We start from the raw sequence: 26,405 nt of genomic DNA on the forward strand, positions 1-26,405 counted from the left end.
CTCGCGCCTGTGGGCCCCCCGCGCGGCCCGCCACGCCGCGGCCCCCAATCCGGGCCGTCGCGATGCTCTGCCACGTTTGGCGGTGCTGCTGTGAGCAGTTATCAGCTTGCTCTTCAGCAGTTGGTTGATTCTGCTTTGCCTACTGGGGCTTTTGCTCACTCTTTTGGGTTTGAGACGTACATCGACGCCGGTGTTGTTGCTGATGAGGCTGGTTTTGGGGGGTGGTTGTCTGCGTTTGTCTCGCAGTCGCTTGCTTACTCTGATGGGCTGGCTGTTCGGCTTTTTTATGAGGGGTGGGATGTTGTTGAGCTTGATGCCCTTTTGTCCGCGTCTCTGTTGCCGCGGCAGGTTCGGGAGGCCAGTTTGAAGATGGGCGGCCGTCTTTTGGAGATTGGGGCTGAGGTTTTCCCCTCGCCCGCGCTGGAACTGTACCGGGACTCCGTGGCCAGCGGCCGTGCCGCCGGGCACCAGCCGCTGGCGTTCGCCGTCGTCGCGCGTTCACTGGGCGTGCCGCTGCAGGAGGCACTCGCCGCCTACCTCTTCGCCACCGTCACATCCCTCACCCAGAACGCCGTGCGGGCCATCCCGCTCGGCCAGAACGCCGGCCAACGGATCCTGCGGAAAGCGCACGACGACGTCGCTGCCGCCATCGAAGCGATCGCGCACCTCACGCCGGACGACTTCGGCGCCGTCAGCCCCGGACTGGAAATTTCGCAAATGCGGCACGAACGCCAGCGTGCCCGGATGTTCATGAGCTAACAGTGCTTATTGCTTTACAGGAGGAACACCATGACTGAACCCATCAAAATCGGCATCGGCGGGCCCGTTGGAGCCGGCAAAACCCAGCTCGTGGAACGGCTAACCCGGCACATGAGCCGCGGCATCTCCATGGCCGCCATCACCAACGACATCTACACCATCGAAGACGCCAAAATCCTCGCCGCCAACGGCATCCTCCCCGAGGACCGGATCATCGGCGTCGAAACCGGCGGCTGCCCGCACACCGCCATCCGCGAAGACACCTCCATGAACACCGCCGCCATCGAGGAACTCAAAGCCCGCCACCCGGACCTCCAGGTCATCTTCGTCGAATCCGGCGGCGACAACCTCTCCGCCACCTTCAGCCCCGAACTCGTCGACTTCTCCATCTACATCATCGACGTAGCCCAAGGCGAAAAAATCCCCCGCAAAGCCGGCCAGGGCATGATCAAAAGCGACCTCTTCATCATCAACAAAACCGACCTCGCCCCCCACGTCGGCGCAGATTTGTCAGTGATGGAAAAGGATTCGAAGGAATTCAGAGGGGACAAACCGTTCTGCTTCACCAACCTGAAGACCGATGAAGGGCTGGACAAGGTTATTGAGTGGGTAAGGCATGACGTCCTGATGCTGGACTTGGCGCAGTAGACATGGCGGTACTCGGGCTTACTCACGGTGACTTGCGCGCTGAGGCGGCGAGGCCGGATTTGGGGGCCGCGGCGTGGCGGGCACCGCGGAGCGGGCACGGCCCCAAATCCGGCGAAGCCGCCGGACCCAGCCACGGGCAAGCACCGATGGGCGAGCTTGAGCTTCGGGTCGCCGTACGTGGACAGCGATCGGTTGCCGAGCACCAGTACCATCAAGGCGCCTTGAGAGTCTTGCGGCCGCATTACCTCGATGACTCGGGGCAGGTTTGTTATGTCGTCGTCAATCCTGGTGGGGCCTACCTGGGGGCTGATCTTTTCCTTATGGATGTGGAGGTCGGGGAGGGGGCTGACCTGCTGCTCACTACCCAGTCGGCTACGAAGGTTTACAGGACTCCTGGGTCTTTTGCTGAGCAGCGCATGACGGTGCGGCTGGGGGAGGGGGCGCGGCTGGAACTCATGCCGGATCAGCTCATCGCCTACCGCGAGGCCAGCTACCGGCAACGGACCTCCGTGACCCTGCGGCCGTCGTCGAGCCTTGTCATGGCGGAAGTGGTGACCCCTGGCTGGTCGCCGGACGGCGCTGCCTTCCGGTACGAGGAGGTGCGGCTGCGGAACGGGATCCACATCGAAACGGATGGCGGCACGCAACTGCTGGCCCTCGACAACCTGCTGATCCGGCCGCCGCTCGGTGACGTCACCGGGCTGGGGTTCATGGAAGGCTTCAGCCACCTGGGCTCGCTGGTGGTGGTGGACTCCCGGGTGGACCGGGCCCTCGCAGACCACCTGCACCACCTCACGGCGGGATGCGACGCCCGGACCGGAATCACCCTCACCCGCACCATTGCCGGAACCACCGGCCTGGTGCTGCGCTCGCTGTCCAACAGCACCGGCGAACTGAACCGCCTGCTCGCCGCCTGCGCCGACCTCCTGAGAGAACGCTGGCACGGGCAAGGCCCCCTGAACCTGAGGAAGCACTGATGACGGCCCTGGCAAACATCGCAACCCTGTACCGCGACAGGGAAACCCTGCCGTTCCGGACCCGCCTGCTGGCCACCTTTGGTGCCGTGGCCGCGCTGCATATTGCCGCCGTCGTCCTCCTCGTCGCCGGCTCGGCAACAGCCGGCGCGCCCCTTGCCCTCGGCCTGGTCCTGACCGCCTACGTGGCCGGCGTCAAGCACAGTTACGACTGGGACCATATCGCCGCCATCGACAACTCAACCCGCAAATTCGTGGCCCAGCGGAAGGACCCCGTCAGCGTGGGATTCGCCTTCAGCCTGGGCCACAGTTCCGTGGTGGTCCTGGCCGGGCTGCTGGTGGTTGCGGGCGCCGCGGTGATCGGCCAGTTCATGGAAGACGGAACCACCGGCAACCACGTGCTGGGCCTTATCGGCAGTGGGGTGTCCGGGCTGTTCCTGCTGGCCATGGGGCTGTTCAATGGGCAGGCGTTCCATCGTGCCGCGCAGGCCTTACGGAGCGCCCGCGGCGGGGCGGCCATCAGGGACGAAGACCTGGAAAGCAAAGGATTTGTTGCCCGTCTCCTGTCCAGGCCGCTTGCACGGGTGCAGCGGCCACGGAACATCTACGTGATCGGCTTCCTGTTCGGGCTCGGATTCGACACGGCCACCACCATTGGGCTGCTGGTGGTGACCACCGCCGCATCCATGGCCGGGGTGTCCCCGGTGGCGCTCATGGCCCTTCCCCTCGCCTTCACCGCGGCAATGACCCTCTGCGACACGGTCAACGGTGTGGCGATGATGCGCATGTACAGGTCAGCGATCCACAGCCCGCAGCGCAGGCTCGGCTTCAATGCGGTGGTCACAGGCGTGTCAGCCCTGTCGGCGCTGTTCATCGCCGCTATCACGCTCGGCGGGTTCGCCAACGCGGCCTTTGGCCTGGGCGATCCTCTCACCACCTGGCTGGCGGGGATCGACCTGGGTGAAGCCGGACTCCTGCTGGTGGCGGCCTTCCTTGCTGTCTGGGGCGGTGCAGCGTTGAAATCCCGAAGGACCACCCAAATTTCCGCCTGACCGCCTGACCCTGATTTTGGGCCAAGGCGCTCCGCTGAAGTGTGGCGTTCGGTCAGGCGGCCATTCCGCGGTTCTGCCTGCGGTGCGGGCGGCCCTTGGCAGCCGTTGCTGCCTGCATGCCTTGCAACTTCTGGCCGCCGTCCGGAATGGTGGTGTCCGAATGAAGGTGCATCCCGTGCCCGATCAGGACGCCCGAGCCAATGCGGGAGTGGCTGCCGATGTTGGCGCGGTTACCGATCACCGTGGCGCGGCCAATGCGGACACCGTCGCCGATCACTGTCCGCGTGCCAATCTTGGCTTCGCGATCAACCCAGCTGCCGTGGCCGATCCGGCAACCGGCGCCGATCACCGCGCCGTGCTCCACGTACGTCATGGGGCCGATCCGGGCGCTCTCGGCCACAACGGCCCCGGGTGAAACGAAGCCACCGCCGTTGGCGTGCCGGACGTATCGGGTAACCTTGCCGGCGTCGTCCTCTACTGATTCAAACTTTGCGCTCATCACATCCCTAACCACTGGCGGGTTTCCTACCGCACGGTAAGTTAACGGTTGACGGTCCGCAGTGATTCCCGGGACGCAGCCGGACGGAAGGCCTAGGAGACGAGGTTCGCGGCGGCGGTATCCATGTGTTCGAGGATGGTCTTCCGCGTCAGCCCGGCATCACCGGTATCGATGGCATCCACGATGTCCCGGTGGCGGTCAACGCTCATGTTGCTGACGCCTTTTTCCTGTCCGGCAAACATGATGGACATCCGGATGGAGCCCTCCAGCGACTCCCAGGAGTGCAGGAGCGTTTCATTGCCGGTCAGCCGGCAGAGGGTCCGGTGGAACTCCAGGTCCGACTCGATGCGTTCCTCCAGCGTTCCCCCGGCATTCGCGGCCATGGCGTCGATGGCGGCGTGCAACGACTCGGTGACGTGCTGGCGGTCCGCCAATTCGCAGAGTGTCCGGGCAGCAAGGGACTCCAGAGCCGCGCGCACCGCAAAGATGTCCCGGATCTCCTTGTGGTCCAGGTGCCGCACGGACAGGCGGCCACGCGGTCCGGCGGAGAGGAGGCCCTCCTGTTCCAGCTGCCGCAAGGCTTCCCGGAGCGTGCCGCGGCTGATCTGCAGCATTTCGGACAGTTCGGTTTCCACCAAGTGCCGGCCCGGTGCCAGCTCGCCGCTGGTGATGGCGGTCCGCAGCGCCGAGAGGGCCTGCTCGCGCAGGCTTTTCTTTTGCAGTCCCAGCAGCGGGGCTGTCAGTCCGGCCATGGCTTCCGTCCTCAGTGTCATAAGTCGACTGTTTACAGTCGTAGTTCGATGGTACGGCAGAAAGCGCGGCACCGGCTTTGGACCGGTGCCGCGCTTTCTGCTGGTTTGTTGGTTTGTTGGCTCTACCCAAGTTCGGCGAGGACCTTCGCCACGATACGGTCGGTGGCGAGTCCGTACCGGTCGTGCAGGGTGGGAAGGGCGCCGGCATCGAGGAACTGGTCCGGGAGGCCGATGGGAACCACCCGCTTGCCCAGGCCCGCGGTGACGACGGCGGAGGCAACGGTTCCGAACAGACCGCCCACCACGGAGTGGTTTTCCAGGGTGACGGCGAGCCTGTCCGTGTTGATCTCCTTGAGGACGGTCTCGGCGTCGAACGGCTTGATGGTGGGCGTATGCACGACGGCGACGTCCACGTTATGTGCCGCGAGGGCCTTCGCTGCCTGCAGCGCACGCATGGTCATCAGCCCGGAGGAGATGAAGACGACGTCGTTGCCGCCGCGCAGCACCTTGGCCTTGCCGAGCTCGAACGTGTAGCCGTACTCGTCCAGGACGGTGGGCACATTCCCGCGGAGCAGCCGCAGGTATGTTGGGCCCTCGGACGCTGCCAGCTGCGGCACTGCCTGTTCGATGTCGATGCTGTCGCAGGGGTCCACGATGGTCAGGTTGGGCATGCCGCGGAAGATCGCCATGTCCTCGGTGGCCTGGTGGCTGGGGCCGTACCCGGTGGTGAGGCCGGGCAGGCCGCCCACGATGTTGACGTTCAGGTTCGGCTCTGCCGCGTCCAGGCACAGGAAATCGTAGGCGCGGCGGGCAGCGAACACGGAGTAGGTGGACGCGAACGGCACCAGTCCGGTTTCGGCCAGGCCCGCGGCTGCGCCGAACAGCAGTTGCTCGGCCATGCCCATCTGGAAGAACCGCTCCGGGAAAGCCTTGGCGAAGATGTGCATGTCCGTGTACTTGCCCAGGTCCGCGGTCAGGCCCACGATCTTGTCGTTTTCCTGCGCGGCCTTGACCAGGGCGTGCCCGAACGGCGCCGACGCCGTCTTCTGGCCGGGATCGGCGAACGATGCGATCATCGCCGAGGTCTTGAGCTTGGGCTTAGCTGCTGCCGTAGTGTCGGGGGCCTCCGTGGTGGTGCTCATGCTGAAGCCTTTCCTTCATATCCGGCGGTGAGCTGCTCGCGGCAGACCTGCCATTCGTGTTCTTCGATGCGCATGAAGTGCGCCTTTTCGCGCTCCTCCAGCAGCGGGACCCCGCGGCCCACCTTCGTGTCGCACAGGATCACGGAAGGACGTCCGACGGCGGCGGCCTGGGCGGCTGCGTTGTCGAAAGCTGCGAGCAGAGCACCGACGTCGTTCCCGTCAACCCGCTGGGTGTACCAGCCGAACGATTCCCACTTCTCCGTCACCGGCTCGGTGCGGAGCACGGTGTCCGTCTTGCCGTCGGCCTGCAGGGCATTGATGTCCACCATGGCGGTGAGGTTGCCCAGCTGATGGTGGTGCGCACCCATGGCCGCTTCCCAGGTGGAGCCCTCGTCCAGCTCGCCGTCGGAGAGGAAGTTGAACACCCGGGCAGACGAGCCCTGGTAACGCAGGCCCAGCGCCATGCCAACGGCGATGGTCAGGCCGTGGCCCAGGGAACCGCCCGAGATCTCCATGCCGGGGGTGTACGTGGACATCCCGGACATCGGCAGCCGGGAATCATCCGAGCCGTAGGTCTCAAGTTCCTCCACCGGAACGATGCCGGCTTCGGCAAGGGCTGCGTAGTGGCCGATCGCGTAGTGGCCGGTGGACAGCAGGAACCGGTCGCGGGCTTCCCAGTGCGGGTCCTCGGCGCGGAAGTTCAGCTGGTCCCCGTACACGGTGGCGAGCATGTCCGCTGCCCCGAGGGCCTGGCCCACGTAGCCCTGGCCCTGGACTTCGCCCATGTTCAGGGCGTGGTGCCGGATCCGGTACGCGGCGGCGCTGATCTTCTCCACCCGTTCCGGGGTCACCGCGGTCTGCAGGATCTGTTCCTGCAATGTTTGTCCCTGTGGGGTGTCCTGGACGGTATCTGTAGGCATTGCGTGCTCCGTGGTTGTTGGGTGCGCGGTCATTCAGGCGTTGACGGTGTTGGGGGTGCTTTTGGTGGCTTCTTCAGCCAGTTCGCGCTCCCGCTTGCCCCAGGTTTCCCGGGTGGCCACCGCAGCCCAGAGGCCGATCAGGGCGTAAGCGCCGAAGAGCAGCGCCGGGCCCATCCAGCCGAAGCTGACAAACAGCAGGGTGGTGATGAAGGGGGTGAAGCCGGAGACCATGGCCGAGATCTGGTAGGCCAGGCTGGCGCCGGAGGCCCGGGTCTTGGCCTGGAAGAGCTCCGGGAACCAGGCGCCCTGGGCGCCGGCGAGCGAGTTCTGGCAGACCGCGTAGGAAATGACGATGGTGATGATGATGGCGATGAACATTCCCGTATTGACCAGCAGGAACATCGGGATGGCGAAGAGGGCCGCGAACAGGGTGGACCAGACATACAGCGGACGCCGGCCAATGCGGTCGGTCAGCGCAGCCCAGGCCTGGGTGGCGAAGATGCCGATGGCGGAGGCAATGCACAGGGCGATGAGGGTCTGGCTCTTGTCTGCCAGGTGCTGGCTATTGAGGTAGGAAATCATGTAGGTGATGGACACGGCGTAGCCTGCAGTCTCGGCCACGCGCAGGCCGATGCCCTTGACGATGTTGCGCCAGTCGGTCTTGATGACCTCCACGATGGGGGACTTCACGATGGCGCCGCTGTCCTTGACCTCATCGAAGACCGGGGACTCCGGGACCTTGGAGCGGATGATCAGGCCTACCGCCACCAGCACGATGCTGGCCAGGAAGGGGATGCGCCAGGCCAGTTCGCCGCCGAGATTGACGCTGAACAGGAAGGTCAGGTTGGCCAGCAGCAGTCCCACGGGGAAGCCGGCCTGGACGATGCCGGTGTACTTGCCCTTGGACTTCCAGGGTGCGTGCTCATAGCTCATCAGGATGGCGCCGCCCCATTCCGCTCCAAAGGCCAGTCCCTGGACGATGCGGACGAAGACGAGCAGGGCGGGGGCGAGGAGCCCCACCGCGGCGTAGGTGGGCAGGAGTCCGATGGCGAACGTGGCCAGGCCCATCAGGATCAGGGAGGCCACCAGAACGGGCTTGCGTCCTACCTTATCGCCGAGGTGGCCGCCGATGATGCCGCCCAGGGGACGGGCCGCGAAGCCGACGCCCAGCGTAGCGAAGGAGGCGAGCGTGCCGGTGACCGGATCGGTTCCGGGGAAAAACGCGGTTCCGAAGTACAGAGCGGCGGCGGTGCCGAAACCGATGAAGTCATACGTCTCGATCACAGCGCCTACACCGGAGCCAACGGCAACGCGCCTGGCGTCCTTGGTTCCGTGGACCGGACCGCGCATGGTCAGAGCATCTTTGCTCATGTTGGGTTCCCTTTCGAAAAGCGGCCTCAGGAAGTCGCCGCTGTCGACTGTTAACAAATGATATCCCTAAGTGTGACCCGCATCATGCTCACTGTCAACAGTCAACTGTATAGGTTGACTGTTGACAGTTAACGCTACTAGTGTGGTTAGCATCACTAATGCTTTGCACGAACCAAGGGATCAACGATGTTCCACTTCAGGCCCGGATGCTCGTCCTTCAGAATGCGTCACCAGGATCCAAGAACTGACTCGCGGCGCACTCCACCACGAACCGGTGCGCGGTGAGCGCGAGGACCTGGAACCCGAAGGACTGCTGGCATACCGCCCGGCAGGGGCCGGCGACAACTACAGAGCAATCGATCCACAAAAACACTTTCAAGGAGCACCAACCATGACCACCATCCAGCGCACCGCCGTCCTCACCGGAGCCACCTCGGACCGGGGCATCGGCATCACCACCGCCCGCCGCTACGCCCGTGAAGGCTGGGGCGTCGTCATCCTTGACCTCGACGGCGAAAAGTCCGCCAAGGTGGCCGCGGAAATCGGCAACGAGTTCAACGTCCCTGCCTACGGCCACGAGATCGACGTCGCCAACGAGGCCTCCGTGACCACCGCCCAGGCAGCCGTCGCCGCCGAGGTGGCCGCCGGCAACCTGCCGCCCGTCGGCGCCCTGGCTAACATTGCCGGCATCACCTCGCCCGTCCCGTTCCTGGAAACCACCCTCGAGCTGTGGCACAAGGTCATGGACGTCAACGCCACCGGAACCTACCTGGTGACCAGGGCATTCCTGCCGGACATGATCGGGAACGGCTGGGGCCGCATCGTGAACATGTCCTCCGTCTCTGCCCAGCGCGGCGGCGGCGTCTTCGGCAAGGTCCCCTACTCTGCAGCCAAGGCAGCCATCCTGGGCCTCACCAAGTCACTGGCCCGTGAACTCGGCACCACCGGCGTCACCGTCAACGCCATCACCCCGGGCGCGGTGGACACCAACATCCGAGTGGGCAGCACCGAAGAACAGGAAGCTGCCATCAACGCCGGCATCCCGCTGGGCCGTAACGCCAGCACCGAGGAAGTGGCCTCCGTGATCACTTTCCTGTCCTCCGAGGATTCCGCGTACCTTACCGGAACCGTGGTGGACATCAACGGCGGAAGCCACATGCACTAAGGGCCCCGCAGCCCTTACCCCTCCGGATGCCAGAGAGCCCACCATGACAAAGACCGTCAATGACCCTTCGGACTTCGCCGAGGAAGCCCTTGCGGGTTTCTGCGACATTCACGCCTTCGCCGGGCTGACCGGCCCGGACGTCGCCGACGACGCCTTGGTGGGCAATATCAAGATCCTCAGCGACTTCGAGACACGCTGAGGAGGAGGGTTGCCGGGGATTCCTACCCGTATTCCGAGTGGGCCCGCCTGATCGGTGTCCCTGTGGAAGTCCGGAAGGACCGCCGGACGGTGCGGTCCGGCGTGGTGGACAACGCCATGCCGGACTCCTCCGCTGTGTGGCTCGCAGGCGATGCCACCGGCGGCCGTGCCCTGTTCACCGCCGCTGACGGCTACGAGGTGTGGATCAGCCCCCCGCAAGTTGGATGGCAACCTTTGCTGCAAGATGGCCGCCTTCCGTCTGCCGGGTACTCCTAGACTGGGGTGATGATCACAGTAGCCGGAAGTGTGGAAACCAAACTGTCCGCCGAGAAGGCCTTTGCCTTCCTGAGTGAGTTCGAAAACACCAGCAAGTGGGACCCCGGCACCCCTGTGATGGACAAGATCACGCCGGGACCCGTGGCCGTGGGGCACAGGTACCACGCTGAGGCCGAGTTCCGGGGGAAACGCCAGTCGCTGATTTACGAGGTCATCGAGCTGACGGGCAGCCACATCAAGCTCCGCGGGGAGAACAAGACCGTGGTTTCCTTCGATTCGATCGACGTCGCGCCCAACGGCGCCGGGTCCGTGGTGAAGTACACGGCCGAGTTCAGCATCAAGGGGCCGGCCAAGATCATCCAGCCGCTCCTGAAGCCGCTGTTCATGCAGCTCCGCGACCCTGCATTGAAGGGCCTCCGGGACACGCTTAACTCACTGGCTGCTGCCTGACCCGGTTCCCGGCAAAAAACACCCGGATCCGGCGACGCGGGTCCGCTTCGAGCCGGGTTGCGTCATCGAGGATCATGGTGCGGCGCTCCTGCCCGTATTCCGGCCATGCCAGGCCGGGCTGGTCCGGGGTTCCGGCGCGGGCGAAGGCCGCCCAGGCTCCGCTCATGATGTCACTGAGGGCCCGTGGAGCTTTGCCCCGGGTCAGGTAGGCGGCGTCCGTGGAATCCAGGTGCCGGAACACGAACGGAATGTCCAGCGTGTGGCAGGATCCCAGCTTGCCGCCCATGGCAGGGCTGAGCCAGGTGAACAGGTAGGCAAACGTCCTGCCGTGCGCCGCGCTGCGTGCTGACGGGAGCCTCGCATCAAGCAGGTTGTTGCTGGGCTGGCGGTACACAGCATCGGCGATGGCCGCCTCCAGCAGTTCCTTCCCGCCGGGGTCGCGTACCAGCACGGCCGCCAGTGCTTCCGCGTATTCCGGCGCGCAGTCTCCAGGCAGGCCCCCGGCGGACAGGACCGCGGCTGCCCGGTCCGGGTAATCAGGGTCTTCCGGCCGGTCCGGGCGCATTTCAACGGCGAAGGACCCCTCGTTGAGGTTGGTACCCACCAGCAGGTCCACGGCACTGTTGATTCCGCTCCGGACAGCGTCCAGTGGAGGTACCGGCAGTGACGGGGTGCCCACTGTTGGCTGGAAAGGGAGCGGCACCGCGTAGCTTTCGGCGGCGATCTGTTCTTCCAGTTGCTGCTGCGCGGCCAGCAGCCGTTCCACCGGGAGGGTAGGCAGCTCACCTGCTGACGATTCGTCCAGGCCGCAAAGCCGCAGGAAGTCAGCAGTCACGCGCGCAGACACCTCCGGGGTGCGGAAACGCTCCGCTGTGCCGCTTTGCATGATGGCCCGCCGGAAGAGACCTTCCGACGCCGGCATGCCCAGCAGGGTGCCGATGGCTGCGGCGCCTGCCGATTCCCCGAAGAGGGTCACGTTGTGCGGGTCGCCGCCAAACCCGGCGATGTTGTCCCGCACCCAGCGCAGCGCCTCAAGCTGGTCCAGCAGGCCAAGGTTGGATGAATCCCCGAAATCATCGCCGAGCAGGTGTGCAAGGTGGAGGAAGCCCAGCGCGCCCAGCCGGTAATTGATGGCTACCACTACCGTGCCCGTCGCTGCGGCGAGGCGGGCGCCGTCGTACATCCCGTCGCTGTTGGAACCCATCAGGTAGGCGCCGCCGTGGATCCAGACCATCACCGGCCGGGCCGTCCCGTCGGCTTCCGGCATCCAGATGTTCAGGTTCAGGCAGCCGTCCTCGCTCCAGGCCAGCGGAGTTTCGTCTGGATCACGGGCGTCCGGGTTCTGGGGCGCTGCGGGGCCGTACTCGGTGGCGTCCACCTCGCCGGGCGGGAGCGTCACAGGGACGGGTGGGCGGAAACGCAGTTCCCCCAACGGCGGCTGGGCGTAGGGGATACCGAGGAACCGGTGCACGGGGGCGCCGTCCACCGCCAGGGTGGCTCCGCGGAAGATTCTGCCGTTGCTGGAGGCGAGCTTCATGATTCACACCTTACGGGGCGTCCGCGGGTACGCTGAGGACTACCGTTCGGCAGTGGGCGGCCATGGTGTGCCATGGCTTATCAATTGTGTCCGGGAGGGAAAGACTTGTGGTTGACACCGGGGTTTCGGGCGGCGAGGTTTTTGCCGATGTTGCAGCCCACGTGCAGGACCTTGTCCTGCAGAGTCCTGACGTGGTCCGGCTCCTGGACAGCCTCGCCCTCTACGCGGTGGCCCGGCTGGGAAGCGTAGGCCGGGAACTGTTCTGCGGCATCTGCGTGAGCCGCCCCAAGAAACCCACAGCAGAGGCCGCCAGCGACACCAAGGCCAGGTTGCTGGGCCAGCTGGAACTCAAGTACGGCCAGGGGCCAGGAGATTCCGCCGTGAGCAGCGCAGCCACCATGCACGTCAAGGACCTGCGGGAGGAAGCGCGGTGGCCGGATTACGCCGCCGCGGCGACGCACCAGGGAGCCCAGTCCGTGCTGGCCCTTCCTATGCAGCTCGAGGGTGAGGACCGTGGCGTTCTGGTCCTGTACAGCGGGCGGCCCCACGCTTTCAGTCCCGACGCCGTCGCCATGGCCGAGGCCTTTACCGAACAGGCCGCGAAGGGCCTGGCCCTGACGTTGCGCATGGCGAAGCTCCAGGACACGAAGGACGGCCTGAGCGCCGCCATGCAGACGCGGACGGTTATAGACCTCGCCACCGGTGCCATCATGGCGCAGAACCGCTGCAGCCAGGATGAGGCATTCAAGGTGCTGCGGGAGGCTTCCAACAGCAGGAACATGAAGCTGCGGGACGTCGCATCCATGGTGGTGTCCTCAGTGACCGGCGGCGCGAAGACAATCACCTACTTCGACGAATAGGGATCCCCCGGTTCCACGGGAACCACAGTCATCGGGGAGCTGCTGAACGGTGCCCTGACCGCCAGGTCCGCTTCGGCACAACACTCATTGACGGCCTGGGATAGGGCATCGCGCTCTTTCTCCGGCAGTGCCCCGGATTCCAGGCTGTAATTGCGGATGTCCTGTTCTGAGGCGTCCCCGCCAAGGGCCACGTAATCAAGCCACAGGCTGCCGATGTCCAGGTTGTGCAGCCTGATGACAGCTCCAGTCAGGGCCTGCTGGTCCGCCTCATCCATTGTCCCCTCCTAGTTTTGGGAGATGATCTCCACCGGGATTCGGAGCGGGGATGCCTGCGGATGGGTGCAGATGGGAATTTTTTTCCTGTGAGAATGGGTTCATGGATCCCGGCACTTATCCCATCCGGCGGTTGGTGGAGAACCCCGGCAACGTCATGGACCGCAGCCGGTGGCCGGCCGGCCTGCCACTTGTGGCCCAAATCCTGGACAAGGGCCTGGACCTTGCCCCGGCAACGATCCTGGTGGGGGAGAACGGATCGGGAAAGTCCACTCTGGTGGAAGCCATTGCCCTGGCGTACGGGCTGTCACCGGAAGGCGGGTCAACGGGCGCCCGGCACTCCACCCGTCCCACCGAATCGGTGCTGGCCCAGCACCTGCAACTGGTCAGGAACGCCGGCGCCACCCGCCGAGGGTACTTCCTGCGCGCCGAAACCATGCACGGGTTCTTCACCTACCTGGAAAACAATCCCGGCGGCCAGGACGCCGCCTTTCACGACATGTCACACGGGCAATCCTTCCTCGAGCTGGCGGTCAGCCGGTTCCGTGGACGCGGACTGTGGGTCCTCGACGAACCGGAATCCGCACTGTCGTTCTCCGGCTGCCTCAGCCTGCTGGCTATATTGAAGGACCTACTGGCCGAAGGGGATTCACAGGTGGTGATGTCCACCCACTCGCCCCTGCTGGCCGCGCTTCCGGGTGCGCAAATCCTGGAAGCGGGCCCCTGGGGACTGCGGGAGCGCGACTGGGACGACCTGGACCTCATCACCAACTGGCGCAACTTCCTCGATTCACCCCAGCGGTACCTCCGGCATATCTGACGGTGGCACGGCATTGCGTCCGCTTCCCGGAGTGACAGCCACGGGTGAATTCCTGCGCCGGCGGAAGGTAGGGATCCAGCACGGTACGGCCTCGCGGTATGCCTCGAAGCCGCTGCCGAAGCGGGCTTTGAGGTCGGCCTCCTCCAGCGGCCGCACGGCATAGTTCCAGACCAGCGAACCCAGGACCGCATAGCCCACCACGAACCAGGAGTGCAGCATCAGGCCCACGGCCGCTCCCTGGACAACGCCGGCCACCGCCATCGGATTGCGTATCCAGCGGTACGGGCCGGCAACCACCAGCGTGGTGGCCATGGCTGCGGGCAGCGGTGTCCCGTTTCCCCTGGTGGACATCGAAACGGCAGACCAGATGCCCAGCGCGCTGGCCAGGATCAACACCACCACGCCGGCCGGGCCGGCCACTTGGGGAAAAGCAGCAGCCAGTCCCCAGCGCCGCTCAAGGAAGTCCAGGAACAGGGGAAGGACTCCCAGGAAGAAACCCCAGAACACCGCAATCTGCCCAAAGGTGGCGGCCACATGGAACCGGGCGCGCCGCTTACGGGCGGGGCGGAACGCGAACGGGCCGCGGATCATCCACACAACGGGAATCCGCCCCCACCAGGCCAAGCAGAGGGCGGCGATCGAGCCGGCCACCGCGGCCGTGATCAGGAGGGCTCCCGTGCCCGCCTGCGTTGTGACAGTGGCGTAGGCGCCGAGTGCAATGGTGACCGCGGCGGACCACGCGGCAACAATGGCGGCAGCGGCCCGGACACCTGCGGCCGCCGCGGCGGATCCCACCACGAAGAGCGGGATGTCGAAAGCGGCCACAAGGGCGGGATCGAGGCTGCCGAGAGTGGCTGTCCGCACGGTGGGAGACACCGCAACGGCGGTCCACCATAGGGCTCCGGCCAACGCCTGCAGGGCAAAGTACGCCCTGCCCCACCAGATGAACCGCGGCACGGATTCCCCCGAATCTCTCCCGGCATCCCTGGCGAATGCCCTATGTTCCGCACTGCCGGCCGCAGGCGGATTCCGGAGCTTTCCAGTGAATGAAAGCGATGGCCCCGGGGCGCGGTACGGCGGCAAGACTTGTTCCTGAGACTACCCGTCGAGCAGGGGCACTGGACGCCGCCCGTGCTCCCGGCCAAGCGAAAGGACCAGGATGGACATGATTCGGGTTGAACCCACATGCAGGGTCATCATCGACAACGACTGGGCAGGTGACCCGGACGGGCTGGTGGGGCTGGCGCATCACGCGCTGTCCCCGGCCAACCGGATTCTCGCTGTCACGGCATCGCTGACGAATCCTATGTTCGGGCCGCCGGAGGGCCGTGCCCGGGCCGGCGCGGCCTTGGCGGAGGACCTGCTGCGGGTCCTCAAGCTGCCGGACCAGTCCACCGTCCAGGCCGGACCAGACGCCCCCTTCACGGGACAACCGAGGGAATCGGCAGCTGCCCGGGCCATCATCGCCGCCGCTGCCGCACCGGCCTGGGAAGGCCTTCCGCTGGTCCTTGTCTGTGCCGGTCCGCTGACGAATGTGGCTGATGCACTCCTGCTGGAGCCTGCCATCGCGTCGGCGTTCACGCTTGCATGGGTGGGCGGAGCAGAGGTCAACGACGACGAATACAACTACTTCACCGACCCCGCCGCTGCGGACTTCGTCCTGGGCAACAAGGAACTTGCCGTGTGGCAGTTCCCGGCCGAAACGTACCGGCGGATTGTTGCCCCGGTGGCGGAGCTGGACCAGCTGTTCCGCACCTCCGGGGCCGCCGGCGCCTGGTTGTGGGAGCTTTTCCACGGCCTGGACGTGCCGGACTTCGTGAAGTTCGGGCCTCTGTGGTGCCTGGGGGACAGCGCACCCCTGATGGTGACAGGGCTCGACGACGCCACCTCCACGTTCACGGAAACAGGCACCCAGCCCGCGCGCCGCACCTATACCTCCGTGGATACCAGGCTGATCATGGCCGATTTCGCCGCCAAGCTGCGCCTGCAGGCGTAGCAGCGCAAAAGGAAAATGGCCCGGATTCCTATGGGAAATCCGGGCCATTCGCCGTGATCAGGCGGGCTGGGCCACCTGGGATGCCTGCTTCGAGGCGAAGCTGCCCAGCCAGTGCGCGCTCTCCTTGGGAGTGCGCTCCTGGGTGGTGCGGTCCACGGCGATCAGGCCGAACTTGGGCCGGTAGCCGAAAATCCACTCGAAGTTGTCGAACGCGGTCCACGCGATGTACCCGCGCACATCGATGCCGTCCGCGATGCAGGAGGCAACGCCGTCGACCGCCGCCTGCAGGTAGGCAACCCGCTGCGTATCGTCGTCCGTGGCCAGGCCGTTCTCGGTGACCATCACTGGAACGCCGGCTACGCGGGCGGCTTCACGGACGGTGGCCTCAATGGCCTGCGGGTAGATTTCCTCACCCATCTGGTTGGTTTCCACGCCATCCGGCGCTGGTGCATGGCCGTCCGGGCCGTAGACCGTGCGGCCGTAAGTCTGGATGCCCACGAAATCATCACCCCGGGAGGCTTCGAGGAAGCGCTCGTTGACGTCGCGGCGCACCTTGTCCGCAATTTCCTCGCCGCCGGGGATGGCCTGGATGTCGGAGTTGGCGAGCGTCCAGCCCACCTGGAGGTCCGGGCGGTGTGCCTTGATCGCAGCGGTGGCGGCCTGGTGCGCGGCCAGCTTTACGGCGAACCCGGCTTCGGTGGAGCAGAACTGGAACGGGGCAACGGTGCTCGCGTCAACGCCGAGGCGCTGCGCCGCGGCAGCCCAGATGGGTACGGAGCCGCGGTTCTCCGGGGCTTCCCCTCCGATGCCGAAAGACTCCAGGAGCCAGGGCAGGTTGGGCTCGTTCAACGTGCACGCGACGCCGATGAGGTGGCCCAAATGCGCCATGGCACGGTCGCAGTACCTGGCGAACAGGTCAGTCGTGCGGGCACTTTCCCAGCCGCCGGACTGCAGCAGCCACAGCGGTGAGGCGAAGTGGTGGAACGTCACCACAGGGGTGAGGCCGTGCTCAACGCAGGCCTCCAGGACGCGCTTGTAGTGGTCCAGCGCGGCAACGGAGAACTGGCCTTCGGCCGGTTCGATCCGCGCCCATTCCAGGGAGAAGCGGTAGCTGGTGAACCCCAGCCCGGCGATCAGGGCAATGTCCTCGCGGTAGCGGTGGTAGTGGTCCACGGCATCCCCGGACGGCTCCGCGAAGATCGTCCCGGGAAGCTGCTCCAGGAACCAGGTATCGCTGTTGACGTTGTTGCCTTCCACCTGGTGGCCTGCGGTGGCCACGCCCCAAAGGAAGTCCTGCGGAAACGGGTTGGTCATGTGGTTCCTCTCGTGATGGGGGCCGGCCAGGCGGCGCCCAGGCGTCTCTGCCTTCATCCATCCTGTCCGTCCGCGTGACCCCCGCCACAATACTTTTTCAATCAATGACATTGTCATGTTTGGCCCTGACGGCCCCGGCTGATTCTTGAAGGGTGCCGGACACCACCGGCCCCCCTCTCTTTCCGTTGCACTCACTGAAGAATGCGAAGGCGCACCCGATGAAACTCCTGACCACCACAGCCCGCGGCAGCGCTGCCGTCCTGACCGGCGTCCTGCTGATGGGCTCCCTGGCCGCCTGTGGCGGCGGCAGCCAGCAGGCGGCCACCGTGGACAAGTCCACCCTGACCATCGGCGTCGAAAGCGACTCGGCGTCCTTCGGCTACGACCCCATCCGCGTGGCGGACGCCCAGCGCCAGTTCATGGAAGGCCTTTACGACACCCTCCTGGACCTCCAGCCCGACGGAACGGCCGGCCCCGGCCTGGCCACGAAGTTCGAATACAACGCAGACAGCACAGTCCTCACCCTGACCCTCAAGGACGGCGTCACCTTCACGGACGGTTCCACGCTGGACGCCGCACTGGTCAAGGCGAACTTCGACCGCCGCACCGACACCGCCCTCAGCACCTACTCAGCCATCGCCAAGGGCGGGGCGCAGGAAATATCAAGCGTCGACGTCGTAAGCCCCACCCAGGTGGCCATCACCTTCGCCAAGCCGCAGCCCGGCTTCGAGAAGAACCTCACCTCCACCATGGGCATGATCGTGGGCAAGACGGGCGTGGCCGACACCGCCAGCCTCGCCACCACTCCCGACGGCTCCGGCCCCTACACCCTTGACCCGTCCACGGTGAAGGGCAACAAGTATGTGATGGTCAAGAACGAGAAGAACGACGACGCCGCGGACTATGCGTACAGCAAGATCGTCTTCAACGTCATCATGGACCCGCAAGCCCGCGCCAACGCCCTGGTGTCCGGCCAGGCCGACGTGGCCCAGCTGACCTCACCCACGGTGGACTTCGCCAAGTCCAAGGGCGTGGGGGTGTCCCGCATCGGCGGCACGGTGCAGACCATGATTTCGTTCGACAAAACCGGCAAGACCGCCCCCGCGTTCGCCAGCGAAAAGGTCCGCCAGGCCATCCAGCACGCCATCAACCGCCAGGCCCTGGTGGACGCACTGCACAAGGGTGACATCCCCACCTGGAACGCCCTCCCCAAGGACTCGGCCGGCTTCACCGCGGATCTGGAAAAGACGTTCGCCTACGATCCGGAGAAGGCGAAGAGTTTGCTGGCCGAGGCCGGCTACGCCAACGGCTTCGAGTTCACTATCATTGCCGGCGCCCAGACCCAGACCGACCTGCAGGCTGTCCAGAAGGACCTCACCGCGGTGGGCATCACCATGAACGTGAAGATGGCCGCCTCCACCGATGAGGCGTTCGCCGCCGTTGCCACCACCCCGCTGGGCTACGCACCGCTGGGCTGGGACAACCCCATCGGCCTGATGTACGGCGCCATCCTCAACGGATTCACCAACGTCCAGAAGGCCACCGACGATCAGCTCAGCGCCGCCACCGGCGAAGCCGCCGCAGCCAAGGACGATTCCGCCCGGAAGACGGCACTGACCAAGCTGAACACCCGGCTGGTGGAGTCCGGCTGGCTGATCCCGCTGTTCGAATCGCTGTCCAACTGGGGCTACAACACCAAGAAGGTCCAGGAAGTCCAGTTCGCCGGCACCAACGCCTACCCGCTGCTCTCTTCCTACAAGCCCACCAACTGATCCAACCCGCCCGGCGCCTTCGCACCAACGGAGGCGCCGGGCAAGACCAACGGAGGTCACCCATGGCATTGTTCGTTGCCAAGCGCCTGCTCATGGCGCTCGCCACGGTGCTGGTGGTTGCGGTGCTGGCGTTCCTGCTGGTGCACGCGATGCCCGGCAGCCCGGGAGCTGTTTCGCTCGGCGCCGGCGCCTCCCAGGACGCGATCGACCAGCTGAACCAACAACTCGGCTGGAACGATCCGCTGTTCTCCCAGTTCTTCCGCTGGCTGGGCGACGCGGTCCAGGGAAATCTGGGCGTTTCGCTGATCGACGGCCGCTCCGTCAGCGCCGACCTGGCGGACCGCCTGCCGGTGACGGCGTCCCTCGCCGCCGGAGCCACGGTCCTCAGTGCCATCCTCGGCATCGCCCTGGGCGTCACCGCGGCGGTCCGCGGCGGCCTCCTGGACCAGGTGATCGGAGGGTTCGTGGGGCTCCTCGTGGCCCTGCCGGCGTTCTGGGTGGGCATCATCCTGGTCTACCTCCTCGCCGTCCAGTCCTCGGTCTTCCCTGCCACCGGCTACGTCCCGTTCGAGGTCTCGCCGCAGGACTGGGCGCTGTCCCTGGCGCTGCCGGTCATTACGCTGGCCGTGGGCGGGGCGGCCTTCATCGCCCGGCAGACCAGGGCCTCCATGCTGGAAGCGCTGCAGCAGGAACACATCCGCACCCTGCGCGCTACGGCCACCCCCACCTGGAAGATCCTCTACATCCACGCCCTGCGCTACGCGAGCCTGCCGATCGTTGCCGGCATCGCCCTGCAGTTCATCGGCCTGTTCGGCGGCTCCGTCATAGCGGAGCAACTGTTCGCGATGCCCGGCCTGGGCCAGGCCGTCCAGACCTCCGTCAGCACCCATGACGCCCCCGCAGTCCAGGGCGTGGTGGTGATCGCCACCGTGGTGGTGGTTGCCGTCAACCTGGTGCTCGAGCTGGCCACCAAGTTCCTCGACCCGAAGTTGCGTGCCTCATGATCCCCTCAGTCGCCCCGGCCCCCGCAGACGCGGACCAGACAGCAAGTACGATGGCGGCAGGAGCCTCCGTGCCACGCTCCGGCAAAGCGGTCCTCACCAAAGCCTCCCGGCACAGGCTGTTCGCCTCACCGGGAGCAGTGGCCGGCCTGGTGTGGCTGGCTGCCCTGGTCATTGCGTCCCTGACGGCGCCCCTGTGGCTGCCCTTCAAGACCGAAGACCAGGACTTCACCGCCGTCCTCTCCGGCCCCACCGCCGCCCACTGGCTGGGCACCGACGAACTGGGCCGGGACATCCTCAGCCGCATCTTCGCGGCCGCCGCAGGCACCCTGGGAACCTCGCTGATCACGGTGATTGTCGGCGTCGGGCTGGGTACCCTCCTGGCCATGGCCGCCGCCGGTGCCGAGCGTACCGAGGCCGTCATCAGCAGGATCACGGAAGTCATGATGTCCCTGCCGGGAACAGTGATCATCCTGGCGGTGATCGGCGCGGTGGGAACCAACATCCCGCTCATTATGGCCATCCTGGGCATCCTGATGTCCGCCGGTATCTACCGCGTGATCCTGGGCCAGGCAAAATCCCTGCAGTCCCAGCTCTATGTTGACGCCGCCAAGGTGGACGGCCTCAGCCCGGTGGGCATCAGCGTCCGCCACGTCCTGCCCGGCCTGGCCAACACCATCGTGGTGCAGGCGGCCCTGATTTTCGCCGTCGGCATGCTGATCCAGGCCGGCCTGGCATTCATCGGTTTCGGCCCGCCCCTCCCGCAGCCCAGCTGGGGCGGCATGATCCAGGGCGCCTCACAGCACGTCTATGACGCCCCCTGGATGATGGTTCCCACCGGCGCCGTCCTTGCGCTGACAGTCCTGTCCGCCAACGCCATCGGCAACGCCCTGGGCAAGGCACCCAACGCCGCCGCACCGCACCTGCCCTCCGCCGCCGCGCGGAGGCAGCGGGCCACAGCGGTCGCTGCGATCGCCGCAGCCCCGGCACCCAGGGACGCAGACGCGCAGGAGGCCCCCGGGAACGGAACCCTCAGCGTCCGCAACCTTTCCGTCGGCGTCGACGGTGCTGGTACTAGCAACGGCGTCGCCCTGGTCACCGGCGTCGCCTTCGACGTCGCACCGGGCAGCGTCCTGGGCCTGGTGGGCGAGTCCGGCTGCGGCAAGACCATGACCGCCCTGTCCCTGCTGGGACTGCTGCCCTCCGGCGTCTCCGTCAGCGGCGGCCAGATCCTCTGGAACGGCAGGAACCTCGCCGCCGCAACGGACAAGGACATGGAAGGCATCCGCGGCCGCGACATCGCGCTGATCAGCCAGGAGCCCATGCGGGCACTGGACCCCATGTTCACTGTGGGCTACCAGCTCACCGCAGCCATCCGCCGGCTCCGCGGCATGGGCAAAGCCGAAGCGCGGAACGAGGCCCGGAACCTGCTGGAAAAGGTGGGCATCGTGGACGCCCACCGCATCCTGAAGACCTATCCGCACCAGATCAGCGGCGGCATGGCCCAGCGCGTTGCCATCGCCCTGGCGCTCTCCGGACAGCCCCGTCTGTTGGTGGCGGACGAACCCACCACCGCCCTGGATGTCACGGTGCAGGCCGAAATCCTCTCCCTGCTCCGGGCACTGGTCAAGGACACCGGGATGTCAGTGGTGATGGTGACGCACGATCTCGGCGTGGTGGCGGACATCTGCGACCAGGTGGCCGTGATGTACGCCGGCCAGGTGGTGGAAAACGGCAAGACCGCCGCCATCCTGGACAACCCGCGCCACCCGTACACCCTGGCCCTCCTGGCCGCGGACCCGCACGCCAACGACGCGGACAACATGCCCGAACGCCTGGCCACGATTCAGGGCCAGGTGCCGCAGCCCAAGGACTGGCCCACTGGCTGCCGCTTCGCCGCCAGGTGCCAGTTCGCCGGCTCCGCCTGCACGGACCCCGTTCCGCTGCTGGCGTCCGGCACCGATGAGGGCCTGGTGCGCTGCGTCAAGGCGGACCAGCTGGCCGTCGAAGGCATGGACTGGCTGGCCACCGACGTGCCCGCCGCCCGCCTCCTCCCGATCACCTCCCAGCACACTAGCGCCACCTCCCAGCACACCGCCGTCATCGAGAAGGACCTGGCATGAGCACCGCAGTCACGGAACGCACCGGTTCCACCCTTCCCCACGACGGCACCCCCATGCTGGAGGTCAAGGACCTGGTGGTCCGCTACGGCCGGGGACGCAAGGCAGCCGCCGCACCGGCCGCCGTCGACCACGTCAGCTTCAGCATCGCCCCCGGCGAAACCGTGGGACTGGTGGGGGAGTCCGGCTCCGGCAAGTCCACCATCGGCAAAGCTATCCTGGGCCTGCAGAAGGTTTCCGGCGGATCCATCAGCTACCAGGGCACGGACATCACCTCCGCCGGCGCCGCCCAGCGCCGGGCCCTCGGCGGCGAACTGCGGGCCGTCTTCCAGGACCCCAACTCCTCGCTGAACCCCCGCAACACCGTGGGCGCATCCCTTGCTGAACCGCTGCGGCTTCGCGGGGTGCCGGCGGCAGAGGCCCGCGCCAAGGCCGAGGACATGCTGGAACGTGTCGGGCTCCCGCGGGAAGCAGTGGACCGCTACCCCAGCCAGTTCTCCGGTGGCCAGCGGCAGCGGATCTCCGTGGCGCGGGCCCTGATCTGCGATCCCCAGCTGGTGGTCTGCGACGAAGCCGTCAGCGCCCTGGACCTCTCCACCCAGGCGCAGGTGCTCAACCTCCTGGCGGACCTCCGCGACGAGCGCGGCCTCAGCTACCTGTTTATCGCCCACGACATTGCCGTGGTGCAGTTCCTGGCCCAGCGCGTGGTGGTGCTCTACCGCGGCCAGGTCATGGAAAGCGGACCGGCCGGGGTCGTCACCGAAAACCCGCAGCACCCCTTCACACAGGCCCTCGTGGCAGCCTCACCCGTGCCCCGGCCCGCCGAACAGGCCGCCCGGCGGGAAGCCCGCGAATCACTCGGGGTCCGCACCGGTGCTGCTGCAGTGCCCGGTCCCGGCGGCTGCCCCTTCCGGCTCCGCTGCCCCCTCGCCACCGAACTGTGCGCCACCGAACGGCCCGCGCTGCGGCGCGTGGGCACGGCGGACGTCGCCTGCCACTACGCCTGACGTCGCCTGCGTTTTCGCGGACCGGACCACCCTTGACCCTGCTTCCACCAGAACGGAACACTCCCTCCATGACTTCAGTTTCCTGGCTCGCCGCCATTATCACGCCCGAGAACGACTTCGACGGCGCCCCGCTGCTCCGAAAGGAGTTCACCCTCGCGGAGGGCCACGGCGCGGTGGTGAAGGCGACGCTGCGGGCCACCGCCCTGGGCGTCTACGAGGCGTCCATCAACGGCACCCCCGTGGGTGACGACGTGCTGAGCCCCGGCTGGAGCTCCTACGAGTGGCGCCTCCGCCACCGCAGCTACGACGTCACCGCCCTCATCCGGCCCACCACCGCAATCGGCGTGGAGCTCGGCAACGGCTGGTACCGTGGCCGGCTGGCCTGGCACGGCATGTCCAACCTGTACGGCAGCGAGCTGGGGTTCTTCGGGCAGCTGGACATCGAGTTTGCCGACGGACACGTCCAGTCCGTTGCCTCGGATGCATCCTGGCAGGCCGGCCCGTCCGCCACCACCTTCAACGACCTCTACGACGGCCAAACCATCGACGCCCGCCGGTTCCAGCAGGGCTGGGCGGAGCCCGGTTTCGTGCCCGGCGCCGCGTGGACCGGAGTGCGGGAAGTGGCGTTCGACGCCGGGCGGCTGGCCGAGCCGGTGGGCCCGCCCGTGGTGCGTGCCGGCGCCGTCCGTCCCGTCGGCGTCTTCACCTCACCGAGCGGCAAGACGTTGGTGGATTTTGGCCAGAACCTGGTGGGTTGGCTGCGGTTCACTGTGCAGGGCGAAGCGGGCCACACCGTCACCATCAGGCATGCCGAAGTGCTGGAGGACGGTGAACTGGGCGTGCGGCCGCTGCGCACGGCGAAGGCCACGGACACGTTCATCCTCTCCGGCGGCCAGGACTCCTTCGAGCCCACCAAGACCTTCCATGGTTTCCGCTACGTCGAGGTGACCGGCTGGCCCGGGGACCTCACGGTAGATGACCTTGAAGCTGTGGTGGTCCATTCCGACCTGGAGCGCATCGGTACCTTCGAGTGCTCCAACGAACTGGTGAACCAGCTGCACCGCAACATCGTCTGGGGCCTGCGCGGCAACTTCCTGGATCTGCCCACCGACTGCCCGCAACGCGACGAACGGCTCGGCTGGACCGGCGACATCGCCGTCTTCGCGCCCACCGCCGCCTACCTCTACGACGTCAAGGGCTTCCTGCAGGACTGGCTCCTGGACCTCGCAGCGGAACAGAAGGCGCAGGACGGGCTGGTCCCCATCACCGTGCCTGATGCGCTGAAGTACTGCCCGCAGCCGGCTGAATTCCCCGCGCCGGAGTCCTCCGCGCTGTGGAGCGAGGCATCGGTCTGGGTGCCCTGGGCCTTGTGGGAGGCCTACGGTGACCTCAGCGTGCTCCAGAACCAGTACGAATCAATGGCCTCGCACACCCGCCGGGTGGAAGGGCTCCTCTCGCCAGCAGGGCTGTGGGATTCGGGCTTCCAGTTCGGTGACTGGCTCGATCCCGACGCCGCACCGGACCAGCCGTGGGCAGCCAAAGCGGACACCGGCGTCGTGGCCACCGCCTGCATGTACCGGACCGCCAGGCTCACCGCCCGGACCGCTGGACTGCTGGGGAAGCACGACGACGAGGCCTCCTTCGATGCGCTCGCCGCCCGGGTGCGGAACGGTTTCGCCGAGCACTACGTGGCAGCTGACGGCACCATCCGCAGCGACTGCACCACCGTCTACGCGCTGGCCATCGCCTTCGACCTCCTGCTGACACCGGAGTTGCGGGAGTTCGCCGGCAACCGCCTGGCCGAACTGGTGCGGGACAACGGCTACCGGGTGTCCACCGGCTTCGCGGGGACGCCGTTCATCACCCACGCACTGACCGATACGGGGCATGTGGACGAGGCGTACCGGCTGCTGCTGGAGGAGGGCTGCCCGTCCTGGCTGTACCCGGTGACCATGGGCTCCACCACGGTGTGGGAACGCTGGGACTCCATGCTCCCGGACGGCACCATCAACCCCGGTGAAATGACCAGCTTCAACCACTACGCCCTGGGCGCGGTGGCGGACTGGATGCACAAGGCCATCGGCGGCATCCGCCCGCTGGAACCCGGCTACGCCCGCGTGCTCATCCAGCCGCAGCCGGGGGAGGGGATCGACTGGGCGGCCACGTCCCTGAAGACCCCGCACGGCGAGGTCCGCAGCGCGTGGAAGTACGACGGCGGCGTGTTCCGGCTCGAGGCGACCGTCCCGGACGGGGTGGCGGCCGACGTCGTCCTTCCGGACGGTGCGCGGCACGGCGTCACGGGCGGAACGCACCGCTTCGAAGCGGCGCCGGCACCTTCCCCGGACTATGAGGTAAGCCGATGACGGGCCAACAGGCGACGGTTCCGCAGTTGCGCCTCAATGACATCCGGATGCGTGACCCTTTCATCCTGGAGCCTGCCCCCGGCGAGTTCGTCCTGTTCGGAACCAGTGACGCCAGCGTGTGGGGCGGACCGGCAACCGGTTTTGACTGCTATACCAGCCGGGACCTGGAGCACTGGGACGGCCCCGTTGCCGCGTTCCGCCCGCCACCGGGGTTCTGGGCTGACACGCAGTTCTGGGCGCCGGAAGCCTACGCCCTTGACGGGCGGTTCTTTATGTTCGCCACTTTTGCCACGTCCACTGGTGCGCGGCCCCGCGGGGTCGCCGTGCTTGTCGCTGACAGCCCTACCGGCCCGTACCGTCCTTGGAGCGACGGACCTGTCACGCCGGCAGCCCAGCCGTGCCTGGACGGAACCCTGCATATCGACTCCGACGGCACGCGCTGGCTGGTCTATAGCTGTGGGGCGGAGGGGACGCCGGACCAGGCAGGCATCGGTGATGGCGAAATGTACGCGCTGCGGCTGTCCGATGACCTCCGCTCCCGTGTTGATGAGCCGATCCTCCTGTTCGCGGCGTCCTCGGCCAACTGGACCCGTCCCCTTCGTTTCCCGGAGGGCGTGGAACCTCCCAAGGGACTGAACCTGGCCGCGGATCCCATGTTCACCGATGGCCCGTTCCTGATCCGTGCCGCTGAGGGCACACTTCTCATGCTGTGGTCCAGCCACGGCGAGAGGGGGTATGCGATGGGCGTCGCCGAATCGGCCAGTGGGACCATCACCGGGCCCTGGACCCAGCAGCGCGAGCCTCTGTGGTCCAGCGACGGCGGCCATGGCATGATCCTCCGCACAGCCGGCGGCCGCGATTACCTGAGCTTCCACTGGCCGAACAGCTCTCCGGACGAACGGGTCAACCTCACCGAAATTGAGATCAGCGGGGACGGTATCAGGATCCTGTCATGATGGAGTGTTTTCCGGCACCTGCGGCTGTACAACGATGTAGGCTGCCGGAATGAGCGACAGCCCGATCACGGTCGACTGGGAGACCGCACGCGCCACCAACAGGGACAACTGGGAAGACCGGGTGCCCCTGCACGAGGAAGCCTACGGACTCGCGGCGCTGGATGATCCCGGCTACCTGAC

At 66.6% G+C, this 26,405-nt stretch carries 25 protein-coding genes; 16 read left to right on the forward strand and 9 right to left on the reverse strand.

Annotated elements, in window-relative coordinates; all coding sequences use genetic code 11:
* The first annotated feature begins 90 nt into the window (after positions 1-90).
* The 4 genes from ACFV4R_RS04250 (at position 91) to ACFV4R_RS04265 (ending at position 3,433) form a co-directional block, all read left to right on the forward strand.
* A complete protein-coding gene (locus ACFV4R_RS04250; protein WP_377201184.1) occupies positions 91-759 on the forward strand; it encodes an urease accessory protein UreF in 669 nt (222 codons plus the stop codon).
* A gap of 30 nt (positions 760-789) precedes the next feature.
* Positions 790-1,407, forward strand: a complete 618-nt coding sequence (ureG, locus tag ACFV4R_RS04255; RefSeq protein WP_377201185.1) for an urease accessory protein UreG — start codon at positions 790-792, stop codon at positions 1,405-1,407.
* A gap of 146 nt (positions 1,408-1,553) precedes the next feature.
* Positions 1,554-2,384, forward strand: coding sequence for an urease accessory protein UreD (locus ACFV4R_RS04260; protein ID WP_377201337.1), 831 nt, complete (start codon positions 1,554-1,556; stop codon positions 2,382-2,384).
* The gene (locus ACFV4R_RS04265; RefSeq protein ID WP_377201186.1) at positions 2,384-3,433 is read left to right on the forward strand and encodes a HoxN/HupN/NixA family nickel/cobalt transporter; all 1,050 of its coding nucleotides are present in this window, start codon (positions 2,384-2,386) and stop codon (positions 3,431-3,433) included. Before ACFV4R_RS04260 ends, ACFV4R_RS04265 begins: the two co-directional genes overlap by 1 nt.
* 52 nt (positions 3,434-3,485) lie before the next feature.
* Here ACFV4R_RS04265 and ACFV4R_RS04270 read toward each other — a convergent pair whose 3' ends face one another.
* From ACFV4R_RS04270 to ACFV4R_RS04290, 5 genes are all read right to left on the reverse strand, one after another.
* Positions 3,486-3,932, reverse strand: a complete 447-nt coding sequence (locus tag ACFV4R_RS04270) for a transferase (protein ID WP_377201187.1) — start codon at positions 3,930-3,932, stop codon at positions 3,486-3,488.
* A gap of 92 nt (positions 3,933-4,024) precedes the next feature.
* The gene (locus ACFV4R_RS04275; protein WP_056082735.1) at positions 4,025-4,684 is read right to left on the reverse strand and encodes a GntR family transcriptional regulator; all 660 of its coding nucleotides are present in this window, start codon (positions 4,682-4,684) and stop codon (positions 4,025-4,027) included.
* A 122-nt stretch (positions 4,685-4,806) separates the two neighbouring features.
* Complete coding sequence (locus ACFV4R_RS04280; RefSeq protein WP_377201188.1) at positions 4,807-5,826, reverse strand: transketolase family protein; 1,020 nt, start codon at positions 5,824-5,826, stop codon at positions 4,807-4,809.
* Positions 5,823-6,746 carry a transketolase gene (locus tag ACFV4R_RS04285; RefSeq protein WP_377201189.1) on the reverse strand — a complete coding sequence of 308 codons (924 nt, stop codon included), beginning with the start codon at positions 6,744-6,746 and terminating at the stop codon, positions 5,823-5,825. Before ACFV4R_RS04285 ends, ACFV4R_RS04280 begins: the two co-directional genes overlap by 4 nt.
* A gap of 33 nt (positions 6,747-6,779) precedes the next feature.
* Positions 6,780-8,117: an MFS transporter gene (locus ACFV4R_RS04290; RefSeq protein ID WP_377201190.1), complete on the reverse strand. Its 1,338-nt coding sequence runs from the start codon at positions 8,115-8,117 to the stop codon at positions 6,780-6,782.
* Between the two features lie 391 nt (positions 8,118-8,508).
* On the opposite strand from ACFV4R_RS04290, the gene ACFV4R_RS04295 reads away from it, so the two are divergent.
* The 3 genes from ACFV4R_RS04295 to ACFV4R_RS04305 all read left to right on the forward strand — a co-directional run bounded on the left by ACFV4R_RS04295 (position 8,509) and on the right by ACFV4R_RS04305 (position 10,206).
* Entirely contained in the window at positions 8,509-9,282 is a 774-nt protein-coding gene (locus ACFV4R_RS04295; RefSeq protein ID WP_377201191.1) for an SDR family NAD(P)-dependent oxidoreductase, read from the forward strand.
* A gap of 43 nt (positions 9,283-9,325) precedes the next feature.
* On the forward strand, positions 9,326-9,481 hold the full coding sequence (locus ACFV4R_RS04300) for a hypothetical protein (RefSeq protein WP_377201192.1): 156 nt from the start codon (positions 9,326-9,328) through the stop codon (positions 9,479-9,481).
* 284 nt (positions 9,482-9,765) lie between these two features.
* Complete coding sequence (locus ACFV4R_RS04305; protein WP_377201193.1) at positions 9,766-10,206, forward strand: SRPBCC family protein; 441 nt, start codon at positions 9,766-9,768, stop codon at positions 10,204-10,206.
* Here ACFV4R_RS04305 and ACFV4R_RS04310 read toward each other — a convergent pair.
* Positions 10,184-11,743 (reverse strand): carboxylesterase/lipase family protein, encoded by a 1,560-nt coding sequence (locus tag ACFV4R_RS04310; protein WP_377201194.1) that lies wholly within the window; start codon positions 11,741-11,743, stop codon positions 10,184-10,186. The two genes, ACFV4R_RS04305 and ACFV4R_RS04310, sit on opposite strands and share 23 nt — an antisense overlap.
* Before the next feature lie 107 nt (positions 11,744-11,850).
* Between ACFV4R_RS04310 and ACFV4R_RS04315 the strand changes: the two genes are divergently transcribed.
* The gene (locus ACFV4R_RS04315; RefSeq protein ID WP_377201195.1) at positions 11,851-12,603 is read left to right on the forward strand and encodes an ANTAR domain-containing protein; all 753 of its coding nucleotides are present in this window, start codon (positions 11,851-11,853) and stop codon (positions 12,601-12,603) included.
* On the opposite strand, the gene ACFV4R_RS04320 is transcribed toward ACFV4R_RS04315, so the two are convergent.
* Positions 12,588-12,878, reverse strand: a complete 291-nt coding sequence (locus tag ACFV4R_RS04320) for a hypothetical protein (protein ID WP_377201196.1) — start codon at positions 12,876-12,878, stop codon at positions 12,588-12,590. The two genes, ACFV4R_RS04315 and ACFV4R_RS04320, sit on opposite strands and share 16 nt — an antisense overlap.
* Positions 12,879-12,979: 101 nt before the next feature.
* Between ACFV4R_RS04320 and ACFV4R_RS04325 the strand changes: the two genes are divergently transcribed.
* Positions 12,980-13,696, forward strand: coding sequence for an AAA family ATPase (locus tag ACFV4R_RS04325; RefSeq protein ID WP_377201197.1), 717 nt, complete (start codon positions 12,980-12,982; stop codon positions 13,694-13,696).
* Here ACFV4R_RS04325 and ACFV4R_RS04330 read toward each other — a convergent pair.
* Positions 13,667-14,653 (reverse strand): methyltransferase family protein, encoded by a 987-nt coding sequence (locus ACFV4R_RS04330; RefSeq protein ID WP_377201198.1) that lies wholly within the window; start codon positions 14,651-14,653, stop codon positions 13,667-13,669. The genes ACFV4R_RS04325 and ACFV4R_RS04330 overlap by 30 nt on opposite strands.
* A 208-nt stretch (positions 14,654-14,861) precedes the next feature.
* Between ACFV4R_RS04330 and ACFV4R_RS04335 the strand changes: the two genes are divergently transcribed.
* Positions 14,862-15,692, forward strand: coding sequence for a nucleoside hydrolase (locus tag ACFV4R_RS04335; protein WP_377201199.1), 831 nt, complete (start codon positions 14,862-14,864; stop codon positions 15,690-15,692).
* A 57-nt stretch (positions 15,693-15,749) separates the two neighbouring features.
* Here ACFV4R_RS04335 and ACFV4R_RS04340 read toward each other — a convergent pair whose 3' ends face one another.
* A complete protein-coding gene (locus tag ACFV4R_RS04340) occupies positions 15,750-17,006 on the reverse strand; it encodes a glycoside hydrolase family 1 protein (RefSeq protein ID WP_377201200.1) in 1,257 nt (418 codons plus the stop codon).
* A 218-nt stretch (positions 17,007-17,224) separates the two neighbouring features.
* On the opposite strand from ACFV4R_RS04340, the gene ACFV4R_RS04345 reads away from it, so the two are divergent.
* The 6 genes from ACFV4R_RS04345 (at position 17,225) to ACFV4R_RS04370 (ending at position 26,225) form a co-directional block, all read left to right on the forward strand.
* Complete coding sequence (locus ACFV4R_RS04345) at positions 17,225-18,778, forward strand: ABC transporter substrate-binding protein (RefSeq protein WP_377201201.1); 1,554 nt, start codon at positions 17,225-17,227, stop codon at positions 18,776-18,778.
* A gap of 62 nt (positions 18,779-18,840) precedes the next feature.
* Complete coding sequence (locus ACFV4R_RS04350; RefSeq protein ID WP_091717561.1) at positions 18,841-19,782, forward strand: ABC transporter permease; 942 nt, start codon at positions 18,841-18,843, stop codon at positions 19,780-19,782.
* A complete protein-coding gene (locus ACFV4R_RS04355) occupies positions 19,779-21,902 on the forward strand; it encodes a dipeptide/oligopeptide/nickel ABC transporter permease/ATP-binding protein (protein ID WP_377201202.1) in 2,124 nt (707 codons plus the stop codon). Before ACFV4R_RS04350 ends, ACFV4R_RS04355 begins: the two co-directional genes overlap by 4 nt.
* A complete protein-coding gene (locus tag ACFV4R_RS04360) occupies positions 21,899-22,906 on the forward strand; it encodes an oligopeptide/dipeptide ABC transporter ATP-binding protein (protein ID WP_377201203.1) in 1,008 nt (335 codons plus the stop codon). Before ACFV4R_RS04355 ends, ACFV4R_RS04360 begins: the two co-directional genes overlap by 4 nt.
* Before the next feature lie 68 nt (positions 22,907-22,974).
* The gene (locus ACFV4R_RS04365; RefSeq protein ID WP_377201204.1) at positions 22,975-25,269 is read left to right on the forward strand and encodes a family 78 glycoside hydrolase catalytic domain; all 2,295 of its coding nucleotides are present in this window, start codon (positions 22,975-22,977) and stop codon (positions 25,267-25,269) included.
* Positions 25,266-26,225: a glycoside hydrolase family 43 protein gene (locus ACFV4R_RS04370; protein WP_377201205.1), complete on the forward strand. Its 960-nt coding sequence runs from the start codon at positions 25,266-25,268 to the stop codon at positions 26,223-26,225. Before ACFV4R_RS04365 ends, ACFV4R_RS04370 begins: the two co-directional genes overlap by 4 nt.
* Positions 26,226-26,405: the final 180 nt, after the last annotated feature.

It is taken from the genome of Pseudarthrobacter sp. NPDC059871, assembly GCF_042731175.1.
Taxonomy (GTDB): domain Bacteria; phylum Actinomycetota; class Actinomycetes; order Actinomycetales; family Micrococcaceae; genus Arthrobacter.